The 20,338-nt window shown below is 24.7% G+C and carries 17 protein-coding genes; 4 read left to right on the forward strand and 13 right to left on the reverse strand.

Annotated elements, in window-relative coordinates:
- Positions 1 to 105: 105 nt before the first annotated feature.
- Entirely contained in the window at positions 106 to 2,055 is a 1,950-nt protein-coding gene (locus CSGHG_RS23175; RefSeq protein ID WP_010294473.1) for a sensor histidine kinase, read from the reverse strand.
- Positions 2,056 to 2,431: 376 nt separating this feature from the next.
- Between CSGHG_RS23175 and CSGHG_RS09580 the strand changes: the two genes are divergently transcribed.
- Together CSGHG_RS09580 and CSGHG_RS09585 are read left to right on the forward strand one after the other, a co-directional pair.
- Positions 2,432 to 2,812, forward strand: coding sequence for a hypothetical protein (locus tag CSGHG_RS09580; protein ID WP_010294475.1), 381 nt, complete (start codon positions 2,432 to 2,434; stop codon positions 2,810 to 2,812).
- A gap of 152 nt (positions 2,813 to 2,964) precedes the next feature.
- Positions 2,965 to 3,513: a rubrerythrin family protein gene (locus CSGHG_RS09585; RefSeq protein ID WP_026022299.1), complete on the forward strand. Its 549-nt coding sequence runs from the start codon at positions 2,965 to 2,967 to the stop codon at positions 3,511 to 3,513.
- Between the two features lie 73 nt (positions 3,514 to 3,586).
- Here CSGHG_RS09585 and CSGHG_RS09590 read toward each other — a convergent pair whose 3' ends face one another.
- The 7 genes from CSGHG_RS09590 to CSGHG_RS09620 form a co-directional block, all read right to left on the reverse strand.
- Positions 3,587 to 3,835 (reverse strand): TIGR03905 family TSCPD domain-containing protein, encoded by a 249-nt coding sequence (locus tag CSGHG_RS09590; RefSeq protein WP_010294477.1) that lies wholly within the window; start codon positions 3,833 to 3,835, stop codon positions 3,587 to 3,589.
- 181 nt (positions 3,836 to 4,016) lie between these two features.
- Positions 4,017 to 4,520 carry a hypothetical protein gene (locus CSGHG_RS09595; protein WP_010294478.1) on the reverse strand — a complete coding sequence of 168 codons (504 nt, stop codon included), beginning with the start codon at positions 4,518 to 4,520 and terminating at the stop codon, positions 4,017 to 4,019.
- Between the two features lie 104 nt (positions 4,521 to 4,624).
- Entirely contained in the window at positions 4,625 to 5,374 is a 750-nt protein-coding gene (locus CSGHG_RS09600; RefSeq protein WP_010294479.1) for an acyl-[acyl-carrier-protein] thioesterase, read from the reverse strand.
- Between the two features lie 303 nt (positions 5,375 to 5,677).
- The gene (locus CSGHG_RS09605) at positions 5,678 to 6,196 is read right to left on the reverse strand and encodes a ferritin family protein (protein WP_010294481.1); all 519 of its coding nucleotides are present in this window, start codon (positions 6,194 to 6,196) and stop codon (positions 5,678 to 5,680) included.
- Positions 6,197 to 6,300: 104 nt separating this feature from the next.
- Entirely contained in the window at positions 6,301 to 6,861 is a 561-nt protein-coding gene (locus CSGHG_RS09610) for a manganese efflux pump MntP (RefSeq protein WP_010294483.1), read from the reverse strand.
- Positions 6,862 to 7,290: 429 nt separating this feature from the next.
- Entirely contained in the window at positions 7,291 to 7,785 is a 495-nt protein-coding gene (locus CSGHG_RS09615) for a flavin reductase family protein (RefSeq protein WP_010294484.1), read from the reverse strand.
- An 88-nt stretch (positions 7,786 to 7,873) separates the two neighbouring features.
- Positions 7,874 to 8,986: a methyl-accepting chemotaxis protein gene (locus CSGHG_RS09620; RefSeq protein ID WP_010294485.1), complete on the reverse strand. Its 1,113-nt coding sequence runs from the start codon at positions 8,984 to 8,986 to the stop codon at positions 7,874 to 7,876.
- Positions 8,987 to 9,653: 667 nt separating this feature from the next.
- On the opposite strand from CSGHG_RS09620, the gene CSGHG_RS09625 reads away from it, so the two are divergent.
- Positions 9,654 to 11,018: an MATE family efflux transporter gene (locus CSGHG_RS09625; RefSeq protein WP_010294486.1), complete on the forward strand. Its 1,365-nt coding sequence runs from the start codon at positions 9,654 to 9,656 to the stop codon at positions 11,016 to 11,018.
- Between the two features lie 60 nt (positions 11,019 to 11,078).
- Here the strand turns inward: CSGHG_RS09625 and megL are convergent, their stop codons facing one another.
- From megL to CSGHG_RS09650, 4 genes are all read right to left on the reverse strand, one after another.
- The gene (gene megL, locus CSGHG_RS09630; protein WP_010294487.1) at positions 11,079 to 12,278 is read right to left on the reverse strand and encodes a methionine gamma-lyase; all 1,200 of its coding nucleotides are present in this window, start codon (positions 12,276 to 12,278) and stop codon (positions 11,079 to 11,081) included.
- Between the two features lie 279 nt (positions 12,279 to 12,557).
- Positions 12,558 to 14,120 (reverse strand): sigma 54-interacting transcriptional regulator, encoded by a 1,563-nt coding sequence (locus CSGHG_RS09635; RefSeq protein ID WP_010294488.1) that lies wholly within the window; start codon positions 14,118 to 14,120, stop codon positions 12,558 to 12,560.
- A 1,381-nt stretch (positions 14,121 to 15,501) separates the two neighbouring features.
- Positions 15,502 to 17,250: a deoxyguanosinetriphosphate triphosphohydrolase family protein gene (locus CSGHG_RS09645; RefSeq protein WP_010294489.1), complete on the reverse strand. Its 1,749-nt coding sequence runs from the start codon at positions 17,248 to 17,250 to the stop codon at positions 15,502 to 15,504.
- A 149-nt stretch (positions 17,251 to 17,399) separates the two neighbouring features.
- Positions 17,400 to 17,912: a dihydrofolate reductase gene (locus CSGHG_RS09650; RefSeq protein ID WP_010294493.1), complete on the reverse strand. Its 513-nt coding sequence runs from the start codon at positions 17,910 to 17,912 to the stop codon at positions 17,400 to 17,402.
- A 155-nt stretch (positions 17,913 to 18,067) separates the two neighbouring features.
- Here CSGHG_RS09650 and CSGHG_RS20415 point away from each other — a divergent pair, with 155 nt between their 5' ends.
- Complete coding sequence (locus CSGHG_RS20415; RefSeq protein WP_010294496.1) at positions 18,068 to 18,646, forward strand: DUF6512 family protein; 579 nt, start codon at positions 18,068 to 18,070, stop codon at positions 18,644 to 18,646.
- A 179-nt stretch (positions 18,647 to 18,825) separates the two neighbouring features.
- On the opposite strand, the gene CSGHG_RS09660 is transcribed toward CSGHG_RS20415, so the two are convergent.
- A complete protein-coding gene (locus tag CSGHG_RS09660; RefSeq protein WP_010294497.1) occupies positions 18,826 to 20,205 on the reverse strand; it encodes an MATE family efflux transporter in 1,380 nt (459 codons plus the stop codon).
- Between the last annotated feature and the right edge of the window lie 133 nt (positions 20,206 to 20,338).

Genomic DNA, 20,338 nt, shown 5'->3' on the forward strand with positions numbered 1-20,338 from the left:
GCTTATAAGAGTTTTCATTCCAAACCAATTATTAATAAGTGATTTGTTGAATATATGAGATATTTAAAATTATATACCTAATATACTTTATTGTCAAAGCATATTTTAATCATCATATATATCTGAAAATTCTAGGTTTATTTTTTCTTGTGGATTATTTATAGTATTTTTATCAACTATACACTTTCTATTGCATTCTTTAATAGGAAGTCTTATTATAAATTCACTACCTTGTCCAATTTCACTTTTTACTTCCAGTTCTCCATCATGCATTTCAATTAGTGACTTTGTTAAAGAAAGTCCTATACCACTTCCTTCTTGATTTCTAGTTAATAAATTTTCTACTTGCCTAAACCGTTCAAATATTATCTGCTGCTTATCTTTTGGTATTCCTATTCCTGTATCTTTAACAGTTATTTTTATCCATTTGTCTTCATCATATATATTTACAAATATATCTCCACCTTGTGGAGTAAACTTTATAGCGTTTGATAAAAGATTTAGCATAACTCTTTCTATTTTATCTTGATCAAAGCACCCTATTTTTTCCTCTACCTCAGTGTCAAATGTCAGATTTATATTTTTTCGTTCAATATAATTAGCTGCTGACATTGTTATATCCTCAACCACTTCAACTACATTAATATTTTCATATTGAAGGGCGAAATATCCTGCATCTATTTTAGTTATATCTATTAAATTATTTATAAGTTTTAATAATCTTCTACTATTTTGTTTTAATGCATCCATTCTTTTATAAATAGCATCATTTTTATATACTATCTCTCCATTTTTTAAATGCATATCATTTAATTGAAGTGTACTTAATATTATATTTAATGGGGTTCTTAATTCATGAGAAATATTTGCAAAAAACTCAGTTCGTAAATTTTCATATTCTAGCGCTTGCTTATACAACTTATTCTTATATTCAATCCTAAGCAATAATATTATTATTAATAATGTCAGTATAGCGATAATTAATATTATTGTAGCCTTAAGTTCCATTGGTATTTTTTTTAATACTGACGGATGATTTAATACTACTGAATTACTAGGTAAATTTTTCATATTTATAGAAAAATTATTCAAGGCCTCATAATAAAATACATATTTAAAACTAGAATTACTTATATCATACATTGTATTAACATCTTCATTATTAAGTATTCTATAACATAAATCTCCTGTTAACTCTCCAATTTTACATCCTTCAATTATAGGCCCACCTACAACTACTGAATTTAACCATGACTCACTCCAAGTATAAAGCTCTCTTTTAGTATGATAATAAACAATAGTAGATATTGTATCTCTATCAATTATCTGTCCATTTTCATCTTTATAGACACCATACATAAAATTAACACTATTTTTCTCATTTCCTTCAGTCTTTTCTAATGCTTCATTTATATAATCACATTGAATTATATTAAATTTACAATTATCATATTTAGATTGTAGTTTTTTTATTTCCTCTGCAAATATTTTTGAAGTTATTGTGTTATCTAACATAAAGTTCATTGTTTTAACATCATTATGTGTTTTAAACACAAAAGAAATAGCATTTGATATTAAAAATTGCTCACGAACTCCTACTGAATGTTCTTCCAGGTTCTCTCCTAATTTTAAGTCTTGTTTATTAATGCTAGTATATACCACAGGTGTATCTAAAAAGATTTCATCATAAATTTGATTTAATACCATAAGTGCTTCATCATTGCATACTACAATTAAATCATAATTTTGATTTTTAAACTTTGAAGTGAAATTTTTCTTTACTTCGTTTAAATCTAATGCATTCCTTTTGCTATCCAAGTATTCAAAATTATACTCCACATTCTTAAGTTCTTTACTTAAACCCTCTTTAATGCCAGAAAAAATTTGAGCTTCCCAAGTTTCATCAAAATGGTATGAATTAATAATAAGTATTTTTTTTTGAGTATCTTTATCTATATTTTTGTTTACATTTGCATAAACACTATAAGAAATTGTAGTAAATAATGATATTAATATTATCATTAGTATGTATTTTGCACTACATTTACCTTTCATAAATCCTCCGAACCCTAATCTTATTTACTACAATATTATACATTAAATAAAAATATATTACAAATTTTAACATAGAACTTTTTTAATCTTTTAAATTTTTAAATTTTAAAGATTTTTAATTTATAGTTGATTTTATCCATTTATTTAAACCATTACATATTTTATTTGGCAACAAATTTTTAACTATTTAAGTTTTATTTTAATTTTAAATTCAATTTTAAATGTTATTTTTATATTTTTTTAATTAAATCATATTTTTCATATTTATTTCTTCATTATTTAACATTATTTTACTACTTATTAACACTCTTTTTTGTTTTACATAATATAATATTATTAATTTAAAAATATTCTTATTAAAAAAGGGGGCGTTTTAATGGAGAATAATTTGAACACAATGGAAGCACTTAAAACTTTATATTACAATCCAACTTATATTGCAATAAATGAATATGGTCATACTTTAGAACTTAAAGGTGATGAAAAATTTATTATTCAAAGAAAAATCAAATCATCTAAACAAGAAAATATTAGTTTGAAAGATAATTGGAGAATTATAAAGCCTATTTCATACGATGATGCTAATGAATTATTTAAACGATTACGTACTGTAGAATGTAGATTTAAAGATGGAAGTAAACGATTATATAATAAACTTCCTGCAGATGGACAGTTTATTATTGAAAGTGATTTACCATATTGCGATGATTGTCTTTGGTACTATTATGGTACCATGGTAATAATAAACAAAGAATAATAATTTGACTAAAATTTTAATATGTATTTTAAAGTATAGAGTAATTTAACTCTATACTTTTTACATATATGTATCATTTTTACATATAGTTGCATATTTTATTATTGGATAGAGAATTAGGAGGATTTAAAATGAAATATAGACAAAATGAAATGACTTCCTTATCCGGTAGTGAAACAGAAAAAAATCTTTTAAAAACTTTTTCTGGTGAATCTAGAGCCAGTAATAAATATATGCTTTATGCAGAAAAAGCTCTAGAAGAAGGCTATAATTATGTAGCACAAGTATTTCAAGAAACTGCTGGAAATGAAAGAGCACATAGTAGATTTGTTTATAAAAATGCTTTAAAACAAATAAAAAACACTGCTCAAAATTTAAAAGATGCAATTGAGGGCGAAACTGAAGAATTTTCTTATATTTATAAAGAGTTTGAAGAAACTGCTAGACGTGAAGGCTTTATTGAAATAGCAAACTTTTATAAAGAACTACAAGAAGTGGAAGAATTCCATCAAGAAAGATTCAAAGATTTATATGACAGAATAGTATCTGGAACAATGTTTAATAGTCCTGATAAAGTTCAAAATTGGCAATGTATGAATTGTGGATACATTCACGAAGGAAATAATGCTCCTGAAATATGTCCACTGTGCAAATATCCTAAATCATTCTTTAAAATTGAATGTATGGATTATAAACTTTAATAATACATTTATTTATAATTTAAAATCAATAAAAGAGAATGTCTTAAATAACATTTTAAGACATTCTTTTTTCTTATTTATTTAATACTAATTCCTCTAATGCTAATGCCAACTGGTCTGGACAAGATGTTTCCCCTCTACAAGGTATACCTTTTAACCTTTTTATAGCTTCTTCTACCTCCATGCCTACTAATAATCTTGCTATTCCTTGTGTGTTACCACGACAACCTTGTATAAATTCAACTTCTTTTATAATATTTCCTTCAACTTCAAAATTTATTTGAGTCGCACAACATCCTTTAGTTTTATATGTATATTTCATTGTAATCCCTCCATTTATTTTGTATTATCACCTTTGAATATACCTAAAAAATCTATTTTTTTCAATAACTTATTATTTTTTACTATTAAAGACTACAATTCATTTGTATTTTTTATATAAAATTTATTTTTAATAAAAAAATGCCTTTTAAAATATTTTATTATCTTAAAAGGCTTTTTTATCAAATATTATCTTTTATGGATTTTTCACTTTTATTATTACCCCAACACTCCATTATAATAAAACTCATCCAAATTATAATTAGATTTAATGTATTAGTCATAATAATATTATTTTCTTTTGTTGAAATTATACAATTTAATAAAGATATAATACTTAACAATAATAATTTGTATAAGCTATTATTATATTCTTCATTTATATAAGAAAAACTTTTCATTATTTTATCTATACTTTTGTTTATTCTAAACTTCTTTTTTGAATAATTATATGGCTTTTTAGCTTCCTTAATATTTTCAAAATAATCCTTTGAAAAATTATATACAACCAAATCCTCATCATTATCTGTTGTGGCCAGGGCATTTACTGTTTCCTGATAACTTATCAATTTATTTTCCATTACATACTTGCCATTTTCTAAATTTTTTCTATAAGTGTTATCTAAATATGGCTCGCTAAATTTTACGTTATTATAAAAAAAAGTAACATTAGTAAAACCTTTCAAATCTACTCCCTCCCATTTCCAGACTATGATTTTTAAATTTAAATATCTTTTATTTAAAAGACCTTAATAAGAATACAACGTTCCAACAAAAAATTCAATAGTTTTTACATATTTTTAAAACTAATTTTTGCTTGGAATAACTCAACATCTGTTTCCTTATTTTTTCCTTGTATATAATAACTATTTTTTTCTTCTTTTACATCATATTTGTAAAAGAATATTTTTTGACCTTCTTTAGCTTCTTTTATAAAATTCACCTGAATACTACTTATTCTTTTTTCCTTAAAGTCTTCTGTTTTAAAACAATCCTCTACCCACTCCACATATTTTGCATTATTTACATGGTTATTTAAATCTATATCATTATATCTTACTTTTCTTTTTCCAATAAGTTCTCCTTCCTCTTTATTAAATCTAATTTTGTTTATTCTTTTATATGGCTTAAATCTTTCTTTTATAACTTCATATGGAATATCTTCTTCTTTAGGTTTATATGGTAGTGGTGATTTTTTGTCTATTAACAAATATGCTGCATCAATATCACCTAGATGTTCATTGTTTTCACCATATATTCTAAAGGATCTTAAAAAAAACATTCTATCTAATCCACTAGGCCAAGTCTCTATAGTTATCTCTTCATTCCATTTAGGATACTTTATCATATCTAATTTTATTCGAGATACTACCCAATACATGCCTTTTTTTCCTAAAGCCTCGTATCCATCTCCTAAAATTTCAGAATGTAAACTTGATGTTTCTTGCATGTAATTTATTATTGAATGTGTTTTTATCTTTTGTGTAAAATCTGTCTCATAAAATTTTATTTTATAACTTTTTTTAAATATATTACTCATATTTACTCCTCACTTTAGTTTCTAACTTTTACTTTCTATATAGTTTTAAGTTTTAATTTTAGCTTATATAGGGCTTCAAATTAAATTTTAAACTTATTCATTTATCAAATAAGAAAATTTTAACTTTTTCTATCTACAATATCAGTTTACCAATAATTCTATGATTAATCTTTTATAATTAAATAGTTCTATATTATTTATTATATATTTAATATTTTTCATTTCAAATAAAAACCTTTATCCTAATTTAAAGAAAAGGTGTATTAAAATGATTTAATCACCTTAATACACCTTTTATAGATATTAATCGCTTATTGGTCCATATTTATCTTTATCAATTTTTAGCAATACTTGAGTAAGCTCCTCAGCATGTTCTTTTTCATCCAATATTATTTTATGCAAAATATTTTTTCCTTCTCTATCTGGTATTTCATCAAGTAAATCTTCATACAATACAACTGCTTCAAACTCTCCTTTGATATCTTCCCTTATGGTATTAAGTATTGTTCTTTTATCTTTTTTGTTATCACCATTTTGAATTCTAAAAGGTTTTTCATTAAACTCATCTTTTTTTAATACACGTTTATACATTTCATACTCTTCTCTATCAACTTTTCTTAATAGATAAAGTATCATTCCATAATGCTCTTTTTCTTCTTCTAAGATGTGCTCAATTACATGATTAAGTTCTTTTATGTCACTATAAGCAAGAGTGTTAGTATAATCGTCAATTGCTACAAGCTCTGCTATTAATACCTCTCTAAGTATATTTTCATAACATTTAGCTTTACCCTGTGGTTGCCTTTTAGTTGTATAACTCATATTTACTCCTAATTTAAATTACTATTCACTTTTAATATATCCAAAATAAGTTCATTTTGTTACTTAATAACACATCCTTTTGCTAAAACTTATTTTAAAATCTTTTATAATATTCCTAAATGTTCTAAAAGAATTTTAGCACCTATAAGAATTAATATAATTCCACCTAGGAATTCAGCTTTACCACCTAAAACATCCCCTAGCTTCTGCCCAATAAAAACTCCTATAAAACATGCTATAAATGTAATTATAGCTATAGAGCTTGCAGCTAGTACTATGCTAACATTTAAAAATGCAAAACTTACACCTACTGCTAATGCATCTATGCTAGTGGCTATTGCTAATATTGTCATAACTTTTACACTTAAATCACTAGTTATATCACTTTCTTCTCCTTTTATAGCTTCATAAATCATCTTACCACCAATTATGGCTAATAAAATGAATGCTATCCAATGATCAAATTTTACTATATAATTAGTAAACTTAATTCCTAATAGCCATCCTATAAGAGGCATAGCACCTTGAAATATTCCAAAATATAATCCTGCTTTTAATCCATTCTTAATCCTTTCATTTTTAGATTTCATTCCAATACTTAAAGAAACAGCAAATGCGTCCATTGCAAGAGCTAATGCTGTCAAAAAAATAGATATAATACTCATAAAAAATCCTCCATATTTTATTTATATAATATTTTTGATAACTAAATACCAAATTATTCTTATTTAACACTTTCTTTTAAATTCCTTTTTACTTTTTGCAATTACTACTTTTTTTAAACTAAAAACTTATTCAATTCATTAATAAAAAAAGACCCATGTATAATACAAAATTAAATTTTGCATTATACATAAGTCTCACTATTTAATCCAAAGCCAGGTTAAAACCAGTATGTTGACCTTGACACAACCAAAGTTGCCAGCTACTCCCTTATGATAAATATTCTTAAATTCTAAAAAATTTAACAACTTTAACCATTATATTATAAATAATCTACTTTGTAAATATTGATAATATATAAAAGGAAATGGTTCTAAATTTTCTTTAGCCAAATCCTTTATGTTTAGTTATAAACTTTTTAGAATCTTATACTAAAGTTCATAACAGTCTAATATTTCTCCATAATATAATACATGATAGTCATTATCACTATAAACTTTTTCATCTATTTCTTTATCTAACATACTTTTATCCATTTCATGTTTATAAAGAATTTTACATTCATATTGTAATTTACATCCTGATATTAATGGAGTATCTACAGTTTTACCTTTTTCTAATTTTAAATTACATTCTTTTATTTTATCAAAATCTCTTCCTGATTTTGTTCCACAGAAAATCAATTCATTTTTCATTGAATCATCTACTGGAATACTTACAGTAAACTCTGTTGCTTTTTCCATTAAATTATAAGTATGTCTACTTTTTCTCACCATAACCATAAATATAGGTTTTTTCCACATGTATCCCATTTGGCCCCAACCTATTGTCATAGTGTTTACTTTTTCACCATCTTTAACTGTTAGAAATGCACCCTTACATTGAAGATTTTCTAAAGCTATTTCTAATTTTTCAGTATATTTCATCATACATCACCTCACATTTTAATCTTAATATTTTATAAATTAATTTGCAAATTTTACATTATAGTTTTAATAGATTTTCTACTAACTTTTACTGAGGAATATTCAAGATCTCATTTTTTATATTTTCTCCTATATCTCTAGACATATTATTAAATTCTTCACTTACAGCTGCAATTTCTGTTAACGAATTATTTTGATCAATATTTATTTTGGAGCTTTCTATGGATACCTTTTCTATTTTTTCCATAGAATTTAGCATAATTTCAGATGCATTTTCTATACCTTTAATTAGTTCTAAAAGTTTGTTCACTCCATTTGCTCCTGCTAAAAGATCAGTATCTGTTTTTTCTATAAATTCCACAGTACTTTGAACAATATCTATTATTGCATCTATAGTTTCTTTTATTTCCTTAGTTGACTCCTGAGATACTTCTGCTAATTTTCTTATTTCTTCTGCAACAACAGCAAATCCTCTACCAGATTCACCTGCTCTTGCTGCCTCTATTGAAGCGTTAAGTGCTAATAAATTTGTTTGAGATGCTATCCCCTGTATAGTAGTTAATATATCCACTATAAGCTCTGATTTACTTTTCAAATCATTAATTTTGTCTACAGATTTTTTCATAGAAATATTTATTGATTCAATATTTTCTTTAACTTCATGTCCAAATTTTGTGCAACTTTCTGTTTGTTCATAAACTTTTTGAGCTGTTTTTAATCCACTCTTAGATTCTTCTAATATATCATTAGATTGAGTTTTTATTTTATTTGATACCTCTGATATATCTTTCATAGACATCTTTATATGTGATGAAAAACCATCTATTTTACTAGAATTATTTTCAACTATATCTATTATTCCGTCTAAATTTATTGATTCTCTTATCTCATTTAAAATTCCTACTTCATTACCATTATTATCATATAACTTGCAAGTATTAATTAATTTACTTAAATCAACGCCATTTTTATCTTTCAAGTTTCCATTTAATTCTTCTTTAGCTCTGTTCTTATCTAAGCCTGTTAATTCTTCCATACCTTTAGTCCAGTATATTAAATTATTATCTAAATCTTTTATCCAAAACATATTTGATGTAGCTTTACATAAAGATTCTAAAATATTATTTTCTTTTTTAAGGTTTTCTATTCTTTTGTTATTTTCTTCTATTTGTTGTAATAACTTTTTATTTTTCCCTAACATTTGACTCCCTCCAAAAATACTACCACTTAATTTAATAATATTATATTTAAATAATTATTATATATCTTAAGTAAAAACTTAATCTATATAAATATAATTTAAAAAGTATATGATTTATTTTAAATGCAATTTTTTTTGATAGATATAAGGAAACAAGCTCCAATTTAAATTTATTTAATGACCTTAAAATATTTTATACAAGATGCAGTGTTGAATTCTAAGTGACTCGGAGCATATCTCACTATTTTAGGCATACAAGTTTTTGAATGGATAACTTTAATGGGCAACTTGGAACCCTATAAATTAAAAAGTATTTTAAAATAATATAGAAACAAGAATATTAGTATGCTATATTATTCTAAGGTTATAAAATTATAACTATAAAAAATATATTGCTAATTTACATTAAACAAATTTTTATATTAATATAGGGAAACAAACTCAAATTTAGATTTATTCAACAACTTTAAAATATTTTTATATAAAATTTAGTGTTGAGTTCCAAGTGATTCAGAGCATGTCTCACTATTTGGGGTATTCAAGTTTTGGAATGGATAATTTTTAAAGTCAACTTGGAACCCTATATATATTATCGTATCTTTTTATATTTACTAATATATTTAGGTAATTGTTCACAATTTTTTAGAGAAAAGAAGGGGGGATTTTATTGAATAAAAAAATTGATTTAATTAATGGTAAAATTACAGATTCTTTAGTTGCACTTGCTATTCCAATTATGGGTACATCATTTATTCAAATGGCTTATAATATGATTGATATGATTTGGATAGGTCGAATGGGAAGTTTAGCTGTTGCAGCTGTTGGTACTGCAGGCTTTTTTAATTGGCTTGGGCAATCACTTATGATACTTTCTAAAAGTGGGGCTGAAATATCTATATCTCAATCTTATGGAAAAAATAACATAAAAGATGCTCAAAACTATACTAAAAGTGCAATTCAACTTACTATAATATTTGCGGTATTCTATATGTTTTTTCTAATTATATTTAAAAGTTCACTTATTGGATTCTTTAAATTAAACAGCCCAAATGTAATAAATATGGCTGAAACTTATTTATTCGTTATTGCACTTGGAATGGTTTTTAATTTTATAAACCCAGTTTTAACAGGTATTTTTAACGGATCTGGAGATAGTAAAATTCCTTTTACTATCAATACTGTAGGTCTTATATTTAATATAGTTTTAGATCCTTTACTAATATTCGGATTAGGTCCAATACCTTCTCTTGGGGTATTTGGTGCTGCCCTTGCTACAATCTTATCGCAATTATCTGTTACTATACTATTTCTAATTCATATAAAACGTCAAAATTCTTATCTATTTAAAATAAATATTATTTCTAAATTAGATTTAGCATATAGTAAGAAAATTATAAAACTTAGTCTTCCTGTAGCATTGCAAAATGGTTTGTTTTGTTCATTTTCAATGATGATTGGGCGAATAATAGCTTTTCATGGCGACACTGCTATTGCAGTTCAAAAAGTTGGCTCCCAAATTGAATCTATATCTTGGATGACAGCTGGTGGTTTTTCTACAGCTATAAGTGCATTCATAGGACAAAACTATGGTGCAAAACAATATAATCGTATTATTGAAGGTTATAAAGTAGCTATAAAATTAGTTTCTATAATTGGTATATTTGCAACAGCATTACTTGTTTTAGGTGCAGAACCTATATTTAAATTTTTCATAAATGAACCTGAGGCTGTATCTATGGGTATTGTGTATTTACAAATACTTGGTGTTTCTCAATTATTTATGTGTATAGAAATAACTACTACAGGCGCTTTTAATGGTCTTGGGAAAACATTATTACCATCACTAATTAGCATAATTCTAACTGGTTTAAGAGTACCTTTTGCATATTTATTATCTAATCCTAATTTTTTTGGACTAAATGGTGTTTGGTGGACAATTAGTATAACAAGTATATTAAAAGGATTAGTACTAATTTCTCTATTTACTATATTAATATTAAAAAATAAAAAATTTAACCATGAACTTATATAATTTTTTCTATTTAAAAAGGTTGTACTAAAATATTTTAACACAACCTTTTGTATTTAGTTCCTATAATATACTATTTAGAGCTTTATCTAAGTCATCTATTATATCTTCCGCATTTTCAAGACCTACTGCAAGTCTTATTAAATTATCTTTTATTCCAGCTTCTTCTCTCTCTTCTGGAGTATATGGTGAATGTGTCATTGAAGCTGGATGTTGTATTAGTGTCTCAGCATCACCTAAACTTACTGCAAGTGCACAAAGTTTAGTGTTATTTATAACTTTTTTACCATCTTCCAAATCACCTTTAATTTCAAATGCTATTATAGCTCCTGATAATGACATTTGTTCTTTTCCTAACTCATATTGAGGAAATGATTTTAATCCTGGATAATAAACTCGTTCTACTGCTTTATGTTTTTCTAAAAACTCTGCTACCTTAATAGCATTGCAGCAATGCTTTTCCATTCTTATAGGAAGTGTTTTCATTCCTCTTATTACTAAATAAGCATCAAATGGACTCATTGATGATCCAGTCATGTCTTTAACCCCAAATAATCTTACCTTTTGTATGAATTCTGCATTTCCTACTACAAAACCACAAACTACATCTCCATGTCCATTTAAAAATTTAGTTCCTGAATGAATAACTACATCTGCACCTAATTCTAAAGGTCTTTGTATATACGGAGTACAAAATGTATTATCTACCATTAACATACAATTTTCTTTAGAATGTGCTATTTCAGCTGTTGCTTTTATATCTACTAAAGCTAAATTTGGATTTGCTGGAGTTTCTATATAAACTAATTTTGTATTATCTTTCATAGCATTTTTTATATTTTCTGGATTAGTTGCATCTACGAAAGTAACTTCAACACCAAATTTTGTTATACCATGATTTAAAAATGCAAAAGTACATCCGTATAAAGTTTTTGCTGCTACTATATGATCACCAGCTTCTACAATTGACCAAATAGCAGAAGTTATAGCGCCTATACCAGAGCTCATAGACATTGCAGCTTCTCCACCTTCTAATAACGCCAATTTATCTTCTAATACAGTATTTGTTGGATTTCCTAATCTACTATATATATATCCATCTTCTTCTAATGCAAATCGTCTTCCACCTTGTTCTGCATCATCAAATACAAAAGTAGAAGTTTGAAATATTGGAGTTGATAATGCACCAAATGCATTTTTCATATTTCCTCCATGTATAGCTTTAGTAGCAAATCCCATATTTTTTAAATTTTCATTGCTCATATTTATCCTCCTAACAAATTTAAAAATATAAATACTCAGGTTCTTATGTATTTTATTTTTATTATTTTATTATTAATAGAGCAACTTTTATGCCAAATATTTAAATATGAATATAATTCTTTTAGGTAACTAAGCCAATTTAGCTATTAATCACTACTAAGCTCTTGAATAATAAGTTTTCAACATCAATAATTTAATAACTTAGAAATATAATAAAATACGTAATGGTTATAAAAATGACCAATTAATGGTCATTTTTATAACCATAGGTCAATATTTTTACCATTTTATATTATATTTCTTTATCTTATTTATAATTGTTCCATGAGTAACATTTAATTTCCTTGATGCTGCCCTTATAGATTTTTCCTTTTTCAAAGCTCTTAATATTACATCTCTCTCTACTTTTTCTACCACTTCTTTAAGAGTTTTTTCATCATCAACTTCTATATTATTTATTCTTTCAAAAAATACTTTATTATCAAACAATAAGCATTCTAATGTTAAAATATCATTAGAACATAAATTTATAGCACGCTCTATTACATTTTTAAGTTCTCTTATATTTCCAGGCCAATCATATTTTAATAATTCATTTATAAATTCATTATCAGCATATTTAATACTTTTATTTATTCTATGATTTAAAAATTCAATAAAATATTTGGTCAAATAAGGTATATCCTCTTTTCTTTCTCTTAATGGTGGAATAAATAATGGAATTACATTTAATCTATAATATAAATCTTCTCTAAACTTCTTTTCCTTTATCATTGCTTCTAGATTTCTATTTGTAGCACATATTATTCTGACATTTACTTTTTCTTCTTTTATTCCACCTATTTTTCTTACCTTTCCATCTTGAAGGACTCTAAGAAGCTTTGCTTGCAAAATAGGAGATAGTTCTCCAACTTCATCTAAAAATAATGTTCCATTATTTGCATTTTTTATTAGACCTTCTTTTCCATTATTTAATGCTCCTGTAAAACTTCCTTTTTCATATCCAAAAAGTTCACTTTCCATTAGCGAATCAGGTAATGCTGCACAATTTATAACTACAAATGGATTTTCTTTTCTCCCACTCAAGTTATGTATAGCTTTTGCAAATAATTCTTTTCCAGTTCCACTTTCACCTCTTATAAGTACTGTAGAATTTCCTTTTGCAACAAGTTCCACTACTGATTTAGTTTCTTCTATAACTTTACTTGTTCCAACTATGTCTTTAAATGCTCCTTCTCGAGTATGACAAACAACCTTTGCCATCTCTATAGCTTTTTTCATATCTTTTATAGAACAAACTGCACCCACTACCTTTTCATCATCATCCCAAATAGCTCTACCTGTTGTTATATAACAAGCTTTTCCTCTATTATTTTCACTAGTTGTATTTATATTTGTATATTCATTTCCATGCTTTATTAAATTAATTATAGATTTATTATTTTTAATTACTTTTTCAAAAGATTTACCAATTACCTCATCTTTTTTATAATTAAATATATCTTCACAATAACTATTAAATAATTCTATATTATAATTTTTATCTATAACCAAAATTCCATCATCTACTGCATCTATTATTGCTCTTAATCTTTTTTCATTTTGCTCATAATTTAAAAGTTCTATAGTTTTTATTTCTGATACTTCTTCAATTGTCTTTATATTTTTCATGAGCTTTAAGATTTCATTATATTCTATCTTTTCTATTTTTAAATATAATCTGTTAGGAAAAACTTCTAAAGATATTAAATTAATATTAGCTAAATATATTTTCTCTAAAACTTTAAAAGTTATTCCTATTTTATCTTCTGTTGATATTTCTAACCTTAAATATCTATTCATTTAATTCCCCCAAATTTTTAATATCTTAAATAAATCAAATATAATTACATATTATTTTTAAATTATATGTTATGAATTTTGAATCATTTTTTTATATGGTTCAATAAATATATATTATAAATAATACCAATTATATTCAACTATCATAAAATAATTTTAATTATGAAAAATGGTGATTTTAAATATTAAAATCACCATTTTCATATCTTTATAGTATTGTAATATAGTAATAACATTTTTAAATAATTTAACTATTACTATATTTAAAATAACCTCTGATGTTATTTTATAAATTACATTTTAGATAAATTTAAATATATTTTTATATAAACATTTTTTTATTTCAACTCCATTATTAAATAAATATTTTATTATTTTAAAACATTGTTTTCTTTTTCAATTGAAAGAGCTAAATCTTTTCCAGAGACGAATGTTCCAACTATAAAGATATGAACAACTGTAGTGATTACATTCATAAAGTCTTTCACTATTAACTCCTCCTTTGAGTTAGCATATTCAATTAAATAATAAATCAGTTATACATCTATTTTGAGCTATTATTTTCTTTCATATGCATTATTTGATATTATTTTATGGATAAAATATATTTTTTATTCAGATTTTTTGATAATTTTATTTTATACTAGTAATTCATGGTATATTTTTATTATTTTTTCCCATTAATTTTGTTAAAATTTTATAATTTTTTTAATCAATACTGCTATTTTTTAACAATATTAATGGATTTTATTTATAATTTACAACTTATTAACTTTTAAATAATAATGTTAAAAATTTCTATATTTACTATCAATTTAGATACTGATATAATAATAATTGAAATTTAAATTTTCTGAATTTTAACTTTTTTCATTTTTATTTTATTCAGAATATAAAGATTCAATTTTAATTTTAATTGCCCTTTATGGTCATACTTAATTACTTTTCAATTTTAAAGTTAATAATTAATCACCATTCTTATTGTAAGGTTTTATAAAATTTTATAGCTTAACTATAAAAATTCAAATTTATAGTTTTTATTTTTAATATCCCTATATTAAAAGCTATAATCAAAATTTCTTTTGCTAACATTCATTTAATTTAACTTTGAAATTACTAAGTATGACCTTTTATATAATTTTATACTTTTAACTTTTATACTTAATACTTTTTATTAAATTTAAAAAATAAAAACTTAGCCTAAACTAAGTTTTTATTTTTTTACACATCTGAAAATAAATAATAAGTCAAAGATGGGAAGTATATTTTAAGTTAGACAATGAAACAGTTCTATAGATAGTAGTAATACCTAAGTATTCTGTTGACACAGTATAACACAAAATAACCTAACATCCTGACTCATTCATTTTTTTAAGATGACTTATATATTAATCCCATTATATAATTTTTTAAATTCATCTATAGCATAATTATCTGTCATTCCAGCTATATAATCACATATGGTTGATAAATAATAGTATCTAAGCTCCTTTAATGTGTAAATATATCTTTCCTTCTCAGTAAGATTTTCTAAATTTGTTTCTTCTATTTGAAAATTTGCAATTTCTTCTAGCAAATTTTGCTTATTATCTATGACATTATCATTAAAATCTAATAAATCCATCTTCTCTAATTTAAATTTTAAAAGATTAGTGTAAGATTCTATTATACCTTTTTTATCGTTATTAAAACTAATATTTTTTATTTCTATCTTTTTTCCATTAAATAAAATTTTAACATTATATATATCACTACATATTTTTTTTACATTGCTTTGAAGTCTTTCTAAATTATGTTTTGGCATTTGTCTTGGATTTGCATAATATGCTTTAAATAGTTGTTTAATTATATATCTAGAATTTCCATCAAATCTATTAACATTATAAGAATTTAAAATTTTAGCTTTTATATATTCTTCAATAGCTTCATCTAGTTGTTTTCCATAATAAGAAAAGTCAACTAATTTTTCTTTAAAATAGATTCTATTATTACTTTCAGCTTTTACATTAAACCCTTTTTTCAATATATTGTTCATAGAATTTGTTGTTACATCTGTTATAAAAAAATCTATAACATCTCTTGTTAATTGATTAATTTTAAAACTCTCACTATAATCCTTTATATCTCCATTTTCCCCAAAACTCTTATCAAAATCATTATTATATATATTTTCTAATATAGTCATAGAATTTTCAACGTTATTGATTTCCTTAGCATTGAAAATACTTCTATTAATTCTATCTAATGCTAAGTTTTCTTTTATATTATTCTTTAAGATTATTAGAATTTCTATACTATCTTTAGATATATAATTGAAAGCTTTGTTTTTTTCATAATGATCTAATATTTCATTTACCTTCTTATATATTTTTATAGCAATAGATTCATAACTTATATTTAAATCATTATCTTTTACTCCATCATCTATATCATGTTGTCTTTGTGCAATTTCATCACTAACATTTACAATTTGTCCTTCTAATGTAAAAGAAAAAGGAAGTTCCATACACTCTTTCAAGAACATCTCATCTTGAATAAACCTATTAAGTGGCCAGTTATTTCCATTCCGTTTAGTTTTAGTATGTTTTAAAATTCCTTCCATAACTTGCCAAGTTAAATTCATGCCTCTAGTTTCCTTAAATTTAACTTCTAACTCATCCAATATTTTTAGAGAATGAAAGTTATGCTTAAAACCACCATAATTTATAGATGGGTATATTCTATTTGACAAAGTATCTTTGCCAATCATTAAATCATCTAATGTTCGCTCTCCTTGATGCCCAAAAGGAGTATGACCTATATCATGCCCAAGTGCAATAGCTTCCGCCAATGCTTCATTGAGATTTAAATTTCTTGCTATTTTCCTTGCTATTTGAGCAACTTCTAAAGTATGAGTCAATCTAGTTCTAAAATGATCACCTTTTTGATGACTATATATTTGTGCCTTATGTTCAAGTCTTCTAAAAGCCCTTGAAAATATTATTCTATCTCTATCCTTTGCAAATTCATCCCTCAATGAAAAATAATTGCCCTTATGATTTTCTTCACTTATTCTTCTGTCTGTTTCTTTACCTTGTTGAGCAAAGTTATTTACTTCTATAAATTGTCTTTTCTCTTCCCAATTTTCCAATTTTATCCACCTCCTAAAAATTGAAATATTACTTTTATAAATTTCCAATCTTGAATTTTAATTTATACATTCATTAAATGTTAAAGTTTATTTTAGTTAACCTTTACTAGTTATCAATACTTTTAACTCCATGTTGATTTTATATATAATTAAAGTTCATATTTTACATCATTATTTTCATAGATATTAAAGTTGAATTTTATGTTGTTTTCTTTAGATGTGATAGTCTTTCCTCTTCTTATGAGTTTCCAATTTTCATTATTATCTATGTCAAAAAATTTCTTGTCACTATTATATTTTTCATATATTTTAGTAACATACGCATAATTACAATAGGGCGCTAATAAATTATATATACTTTCTCCTCCAATACAAAATACATCATCACTATTATACTCTTTTAAAGTTAAAAATAATTCTTCTAAAGAATTTACTATAAAAAAACCTTCTGCTTTATAATTATTTTGCTTTGTAAAGACTATATTTATCCTATTTTTTAATGGCTCCATATTAGGTAGAGACTCTCTAGTCTTTCTGCCCATAACAACAACTTTTTCTATAGTTGTATCTTTAAAAAACTTTAAATCTTCTTTTATATTTACAAGAAGATTTCCCTTACATCCTATTCCATAATTTTCATCTACAGCCACAATAATATTCATTATTTCCACCTCAAATTTCAGAATAAACAGTATTTTAATTATATATTCTAACATATATAAAATTTAATTTAAATCATAAAAACCATATATAATGCATACCTTTAATATGTAAAAGACTATTTTATCATTTTAAAATATATTTAAGGAGATTTTATATGTTATATGAAAGTAAAAACAATAAACTTTTAAAATCTACTATTATAGGAGTCATATTTATAATTATAGTAGGTTCTTTGCTTCACTTTACTTATAAATTGTCTAATAACAATCCAATTGTAGGTCTTTTTTCACCTATAAATGAAAGTGTTTGGGAACATCTAAAGATGGCAGTCTTTGCTTCTATATTCTATATTATTTTTGAATATAAATTTGTAAAAGATTATGCTAAGAATTATTTCTTTGCTAAAGCTTTAGCTTCACTTTCAACTATGATTGTAATTCCTATCTTATTTTATATATATACTAGCTTCACAGGAAAATCTATTCTTTTTATAGATATTCTGATATATATAGTAGCTTGTATAATATGGGGAATAATTAATTACAAGATTACTTCTAGCAAAACTATTTATCCTAATATAAATGGCTTAGGAATTATATTACTCCTAATAATAGTTCTATCTTTCTTTATATTCACTATAGCCCCTTTAAATTTGCCTATTTTTAAAGAAAATCTAAATAATCCTAATGGACTATTAATTATAACTAATCTAGTTAATAATTTAAATATTTAAAAATTAAAAAATCCCTATAAACAGTTTTTAAATTGTTTATAGGGATTTTTCATTTTTAAATGTACATCCTTATATTCTTTTTAAATTATATTTAGCAGGTGCTAGCTACTAAATTTTTGCAAAGGAAGAATTTAAAAATTAAATTCAAAGAATCTAAGTTGCACATGTTAATTGCTAAATTATGAAAAATTCAAAGTTTCTTTTTCTCTTATATAAGCTTCTCTTTCTGATTCTAAAAGTGTACCAGCTTTCTTTATATAATAAAAACCAGTTACTGCTGAAATCAAATCACTTATAGGGAATGCTATCCAAGCACCACTTACTCCAATTAAATTAACTAATACTATAACTATTGGAATAAATAATATTAATTGTCTATATACAGAAAGTATTAAACTTGATCTTGCTTCTTCTATAGATTGATAGAAATATATAGCTACATAATATAATCCTACTACTGGGAATACTGCTATACACATTCTAAAAGCCTTTACTGCTTCATTTAATAAACTTTGATCTTGAAGAAAACTTCCTATTATAGGTCTTGTAAATATCATCATTAATGCCCACAATATAGTTGATGTAACAGATACAGCATATATAGCTTTTTTAACTATTTCTTTTAATCTTTTATAATTTTTGGCTCCATAGTTATATGCTGCAATTGGTTGCATAGCAGAACTTATTCCTATAACAGTTATAAATAAGAACATTGATAATCTACTTACAACACCAACAATTATTATTGCAGAATCACCACCATGTACAGATACTAAATTATTTAATAGCACTGCTACTACAGCATCTGAAATCTCTACTATAAATGTTGAAAATCCAATAGCAACTATTGCTTTTGTTATGTTAAAATTAAATTCAAATTTTAATTTAAGATTTAATGCTTTTTTCACTCTTGAAAATTTATATACCATAAATAAAAATGCTATTATTTGTGATATAACTGTAGAAATTGCCGCACCTTTAACTCCCATTGATAAGCTCACTACAAATATATAATCTATTATTGTATTACAAATAGCTCCTATAGATGTTGCAACCAATGTTATTTTAGTGTTTCCTAGGGCTGTCATAATGTAACAAGCCACTACCGTTAAAGATTGGAATAACCCACCAATCAATACAATACTTATATAACTTTCAGCATATGGATATATAGCCTCACTGGCTCCTAGTTTAGTTATTATATGCTCTTTAAATATGAATACTGTGATAGGTACAATAATAAGTAACATTATTGTTAATATGAATGCATTATTTATAGTTTGTTTTAATTTATTATAATCATTTTCTCCTAAAGACCTTGCTACTGCTGTAGATGCTCCTATAGCTATTAGCAGTCCAATTGATATTAATAATCTTTGAACTGGGAATGCTATGGTAAGGGCTCCTATGGCATTAGCACCAACATACCTTCCTACGTAAAACGTATCAACCATGTTATAAAGCTCTGATACAAACAAAGATATAATTGCTGGTACTGCGAATTTTAAAAGTATTTTTCCAACTTTCCCTTCAGCAAACATCCTGTTGTCAAATCCCATTTTATCCACCTCATATTTTTTTATATAATTCTCTATTTTAAATTCATCATTTTGTACTTTTTAATAAAAAATCATAAGTATTTTTTCCTATATTACTATTATATATGTACAAAACAACACCTGCACTCATTGA

The organism is Clostridium senegalense JC122 (assembly GCF_000285575.1).
GTDB lineage: Bacteria > Bacillota > Clostridia > Clostridiales > Clostridiaceae > Clostridium_J > Clostridium_J senegalense.

Bases quoted from the DNA above. Each gene is read 5' to 3' on its own strand.
- CSGHG_RS09580 (WP_010294475.1), top strand. From the start codon at position 2,432: ATGGAGAATAATTTGAACACAATGGAAGCACTTAAAACTTTATATTAC.
- megL (WP_010294487.1), bottom strand. From the start codon at position 12,278: ATGAGCAATGAAAATTTAAAAAATATGGGATTTGCTACTAAAGCTATA.
- CSGHG_RS09635 (WP_010294488.1), bottom strand. From the start codon at position 14,120: ATGAATAGATATTTAAGGTTAGAAATATCAACAGAAGATAAAATAGGA.
- CSGHG_RS09590 (WP_010294477.1), bottom strand. From the start codon at position 3,835: ATGAAATATACATATAAAACTAAAGGATGTTGTGCGACTCAAATAAAT.
- CSGHG_RS23175 (WP_010294473.1), bottom strand. From the start codon at position 2,055: ATGAAAGGTAAATGTAGTGCAAAATACATACTAATGATAATATTAATA.
- CSGHG_RS09615 (WP_010294484.1), bottom strand. From the start codon at position 7,785: ATGAAATATACTGAAAAATTAGAAATAGCTTTAGAAAATCTTCAATGT.
- CSGHG_RS09650 (WP_010294493.1), bottom strand. From the start codon at position 17,912: ATGAATATTATTGTGGCTGTAGATGAAAATTATGGAATAGGATGTAAG.
- CSGHG_RS20415 (WP_010294496.1), top strand. From the start codon at position 18,068: ATGTTATATGAAAGTAAAAACAATAAACTTTTAAAATCTACTATTATA.
- CSGHG_RS09585 (WP_026022299.1), top strand. From the start codon at position 2,965: ATGACTTCCTTATCCGGTAGTGAAACAGAAAAAAATCTTTTAAAAACT.
- CSGHG_RS09610 (WP_010294483.1), bottom strand. From the start codon at position 6,861: ATGAGTATTATATCTATTTTTTTGACAGCATTAGCTCTTGCAATGGAC.
- CSGHG_RS09620 (WP_010294485.1), bottom strand. From the start codon at position 8,986: ATGTTAGGGAAAAATAAAAAGTTATTACAACAAATAGAAGAAAATAAC.
- CSGHG_RS09660 (WP_010294497.1), bottom strand. From the start codon at position 20,205: ATGGGATTTGACAACAGGATGTTTGCTGAAGGGAAAGTTGGAAAAATA.
- CSGHG_RS09605 (WP_010294481.1), bottom strand. From the start codon at position 6,196: ATGAGTTATACAACTAAAAGGCAACCACAGGGTAAAGCTAAATGTTAT.
- CSGHG_RS09600 (WP_010294479.1), bottom strand. From the start codon at position 5,374: ATGAGTAATATATTTAAAAAAAGTTATAAAATAAAATTTTATGAGACA.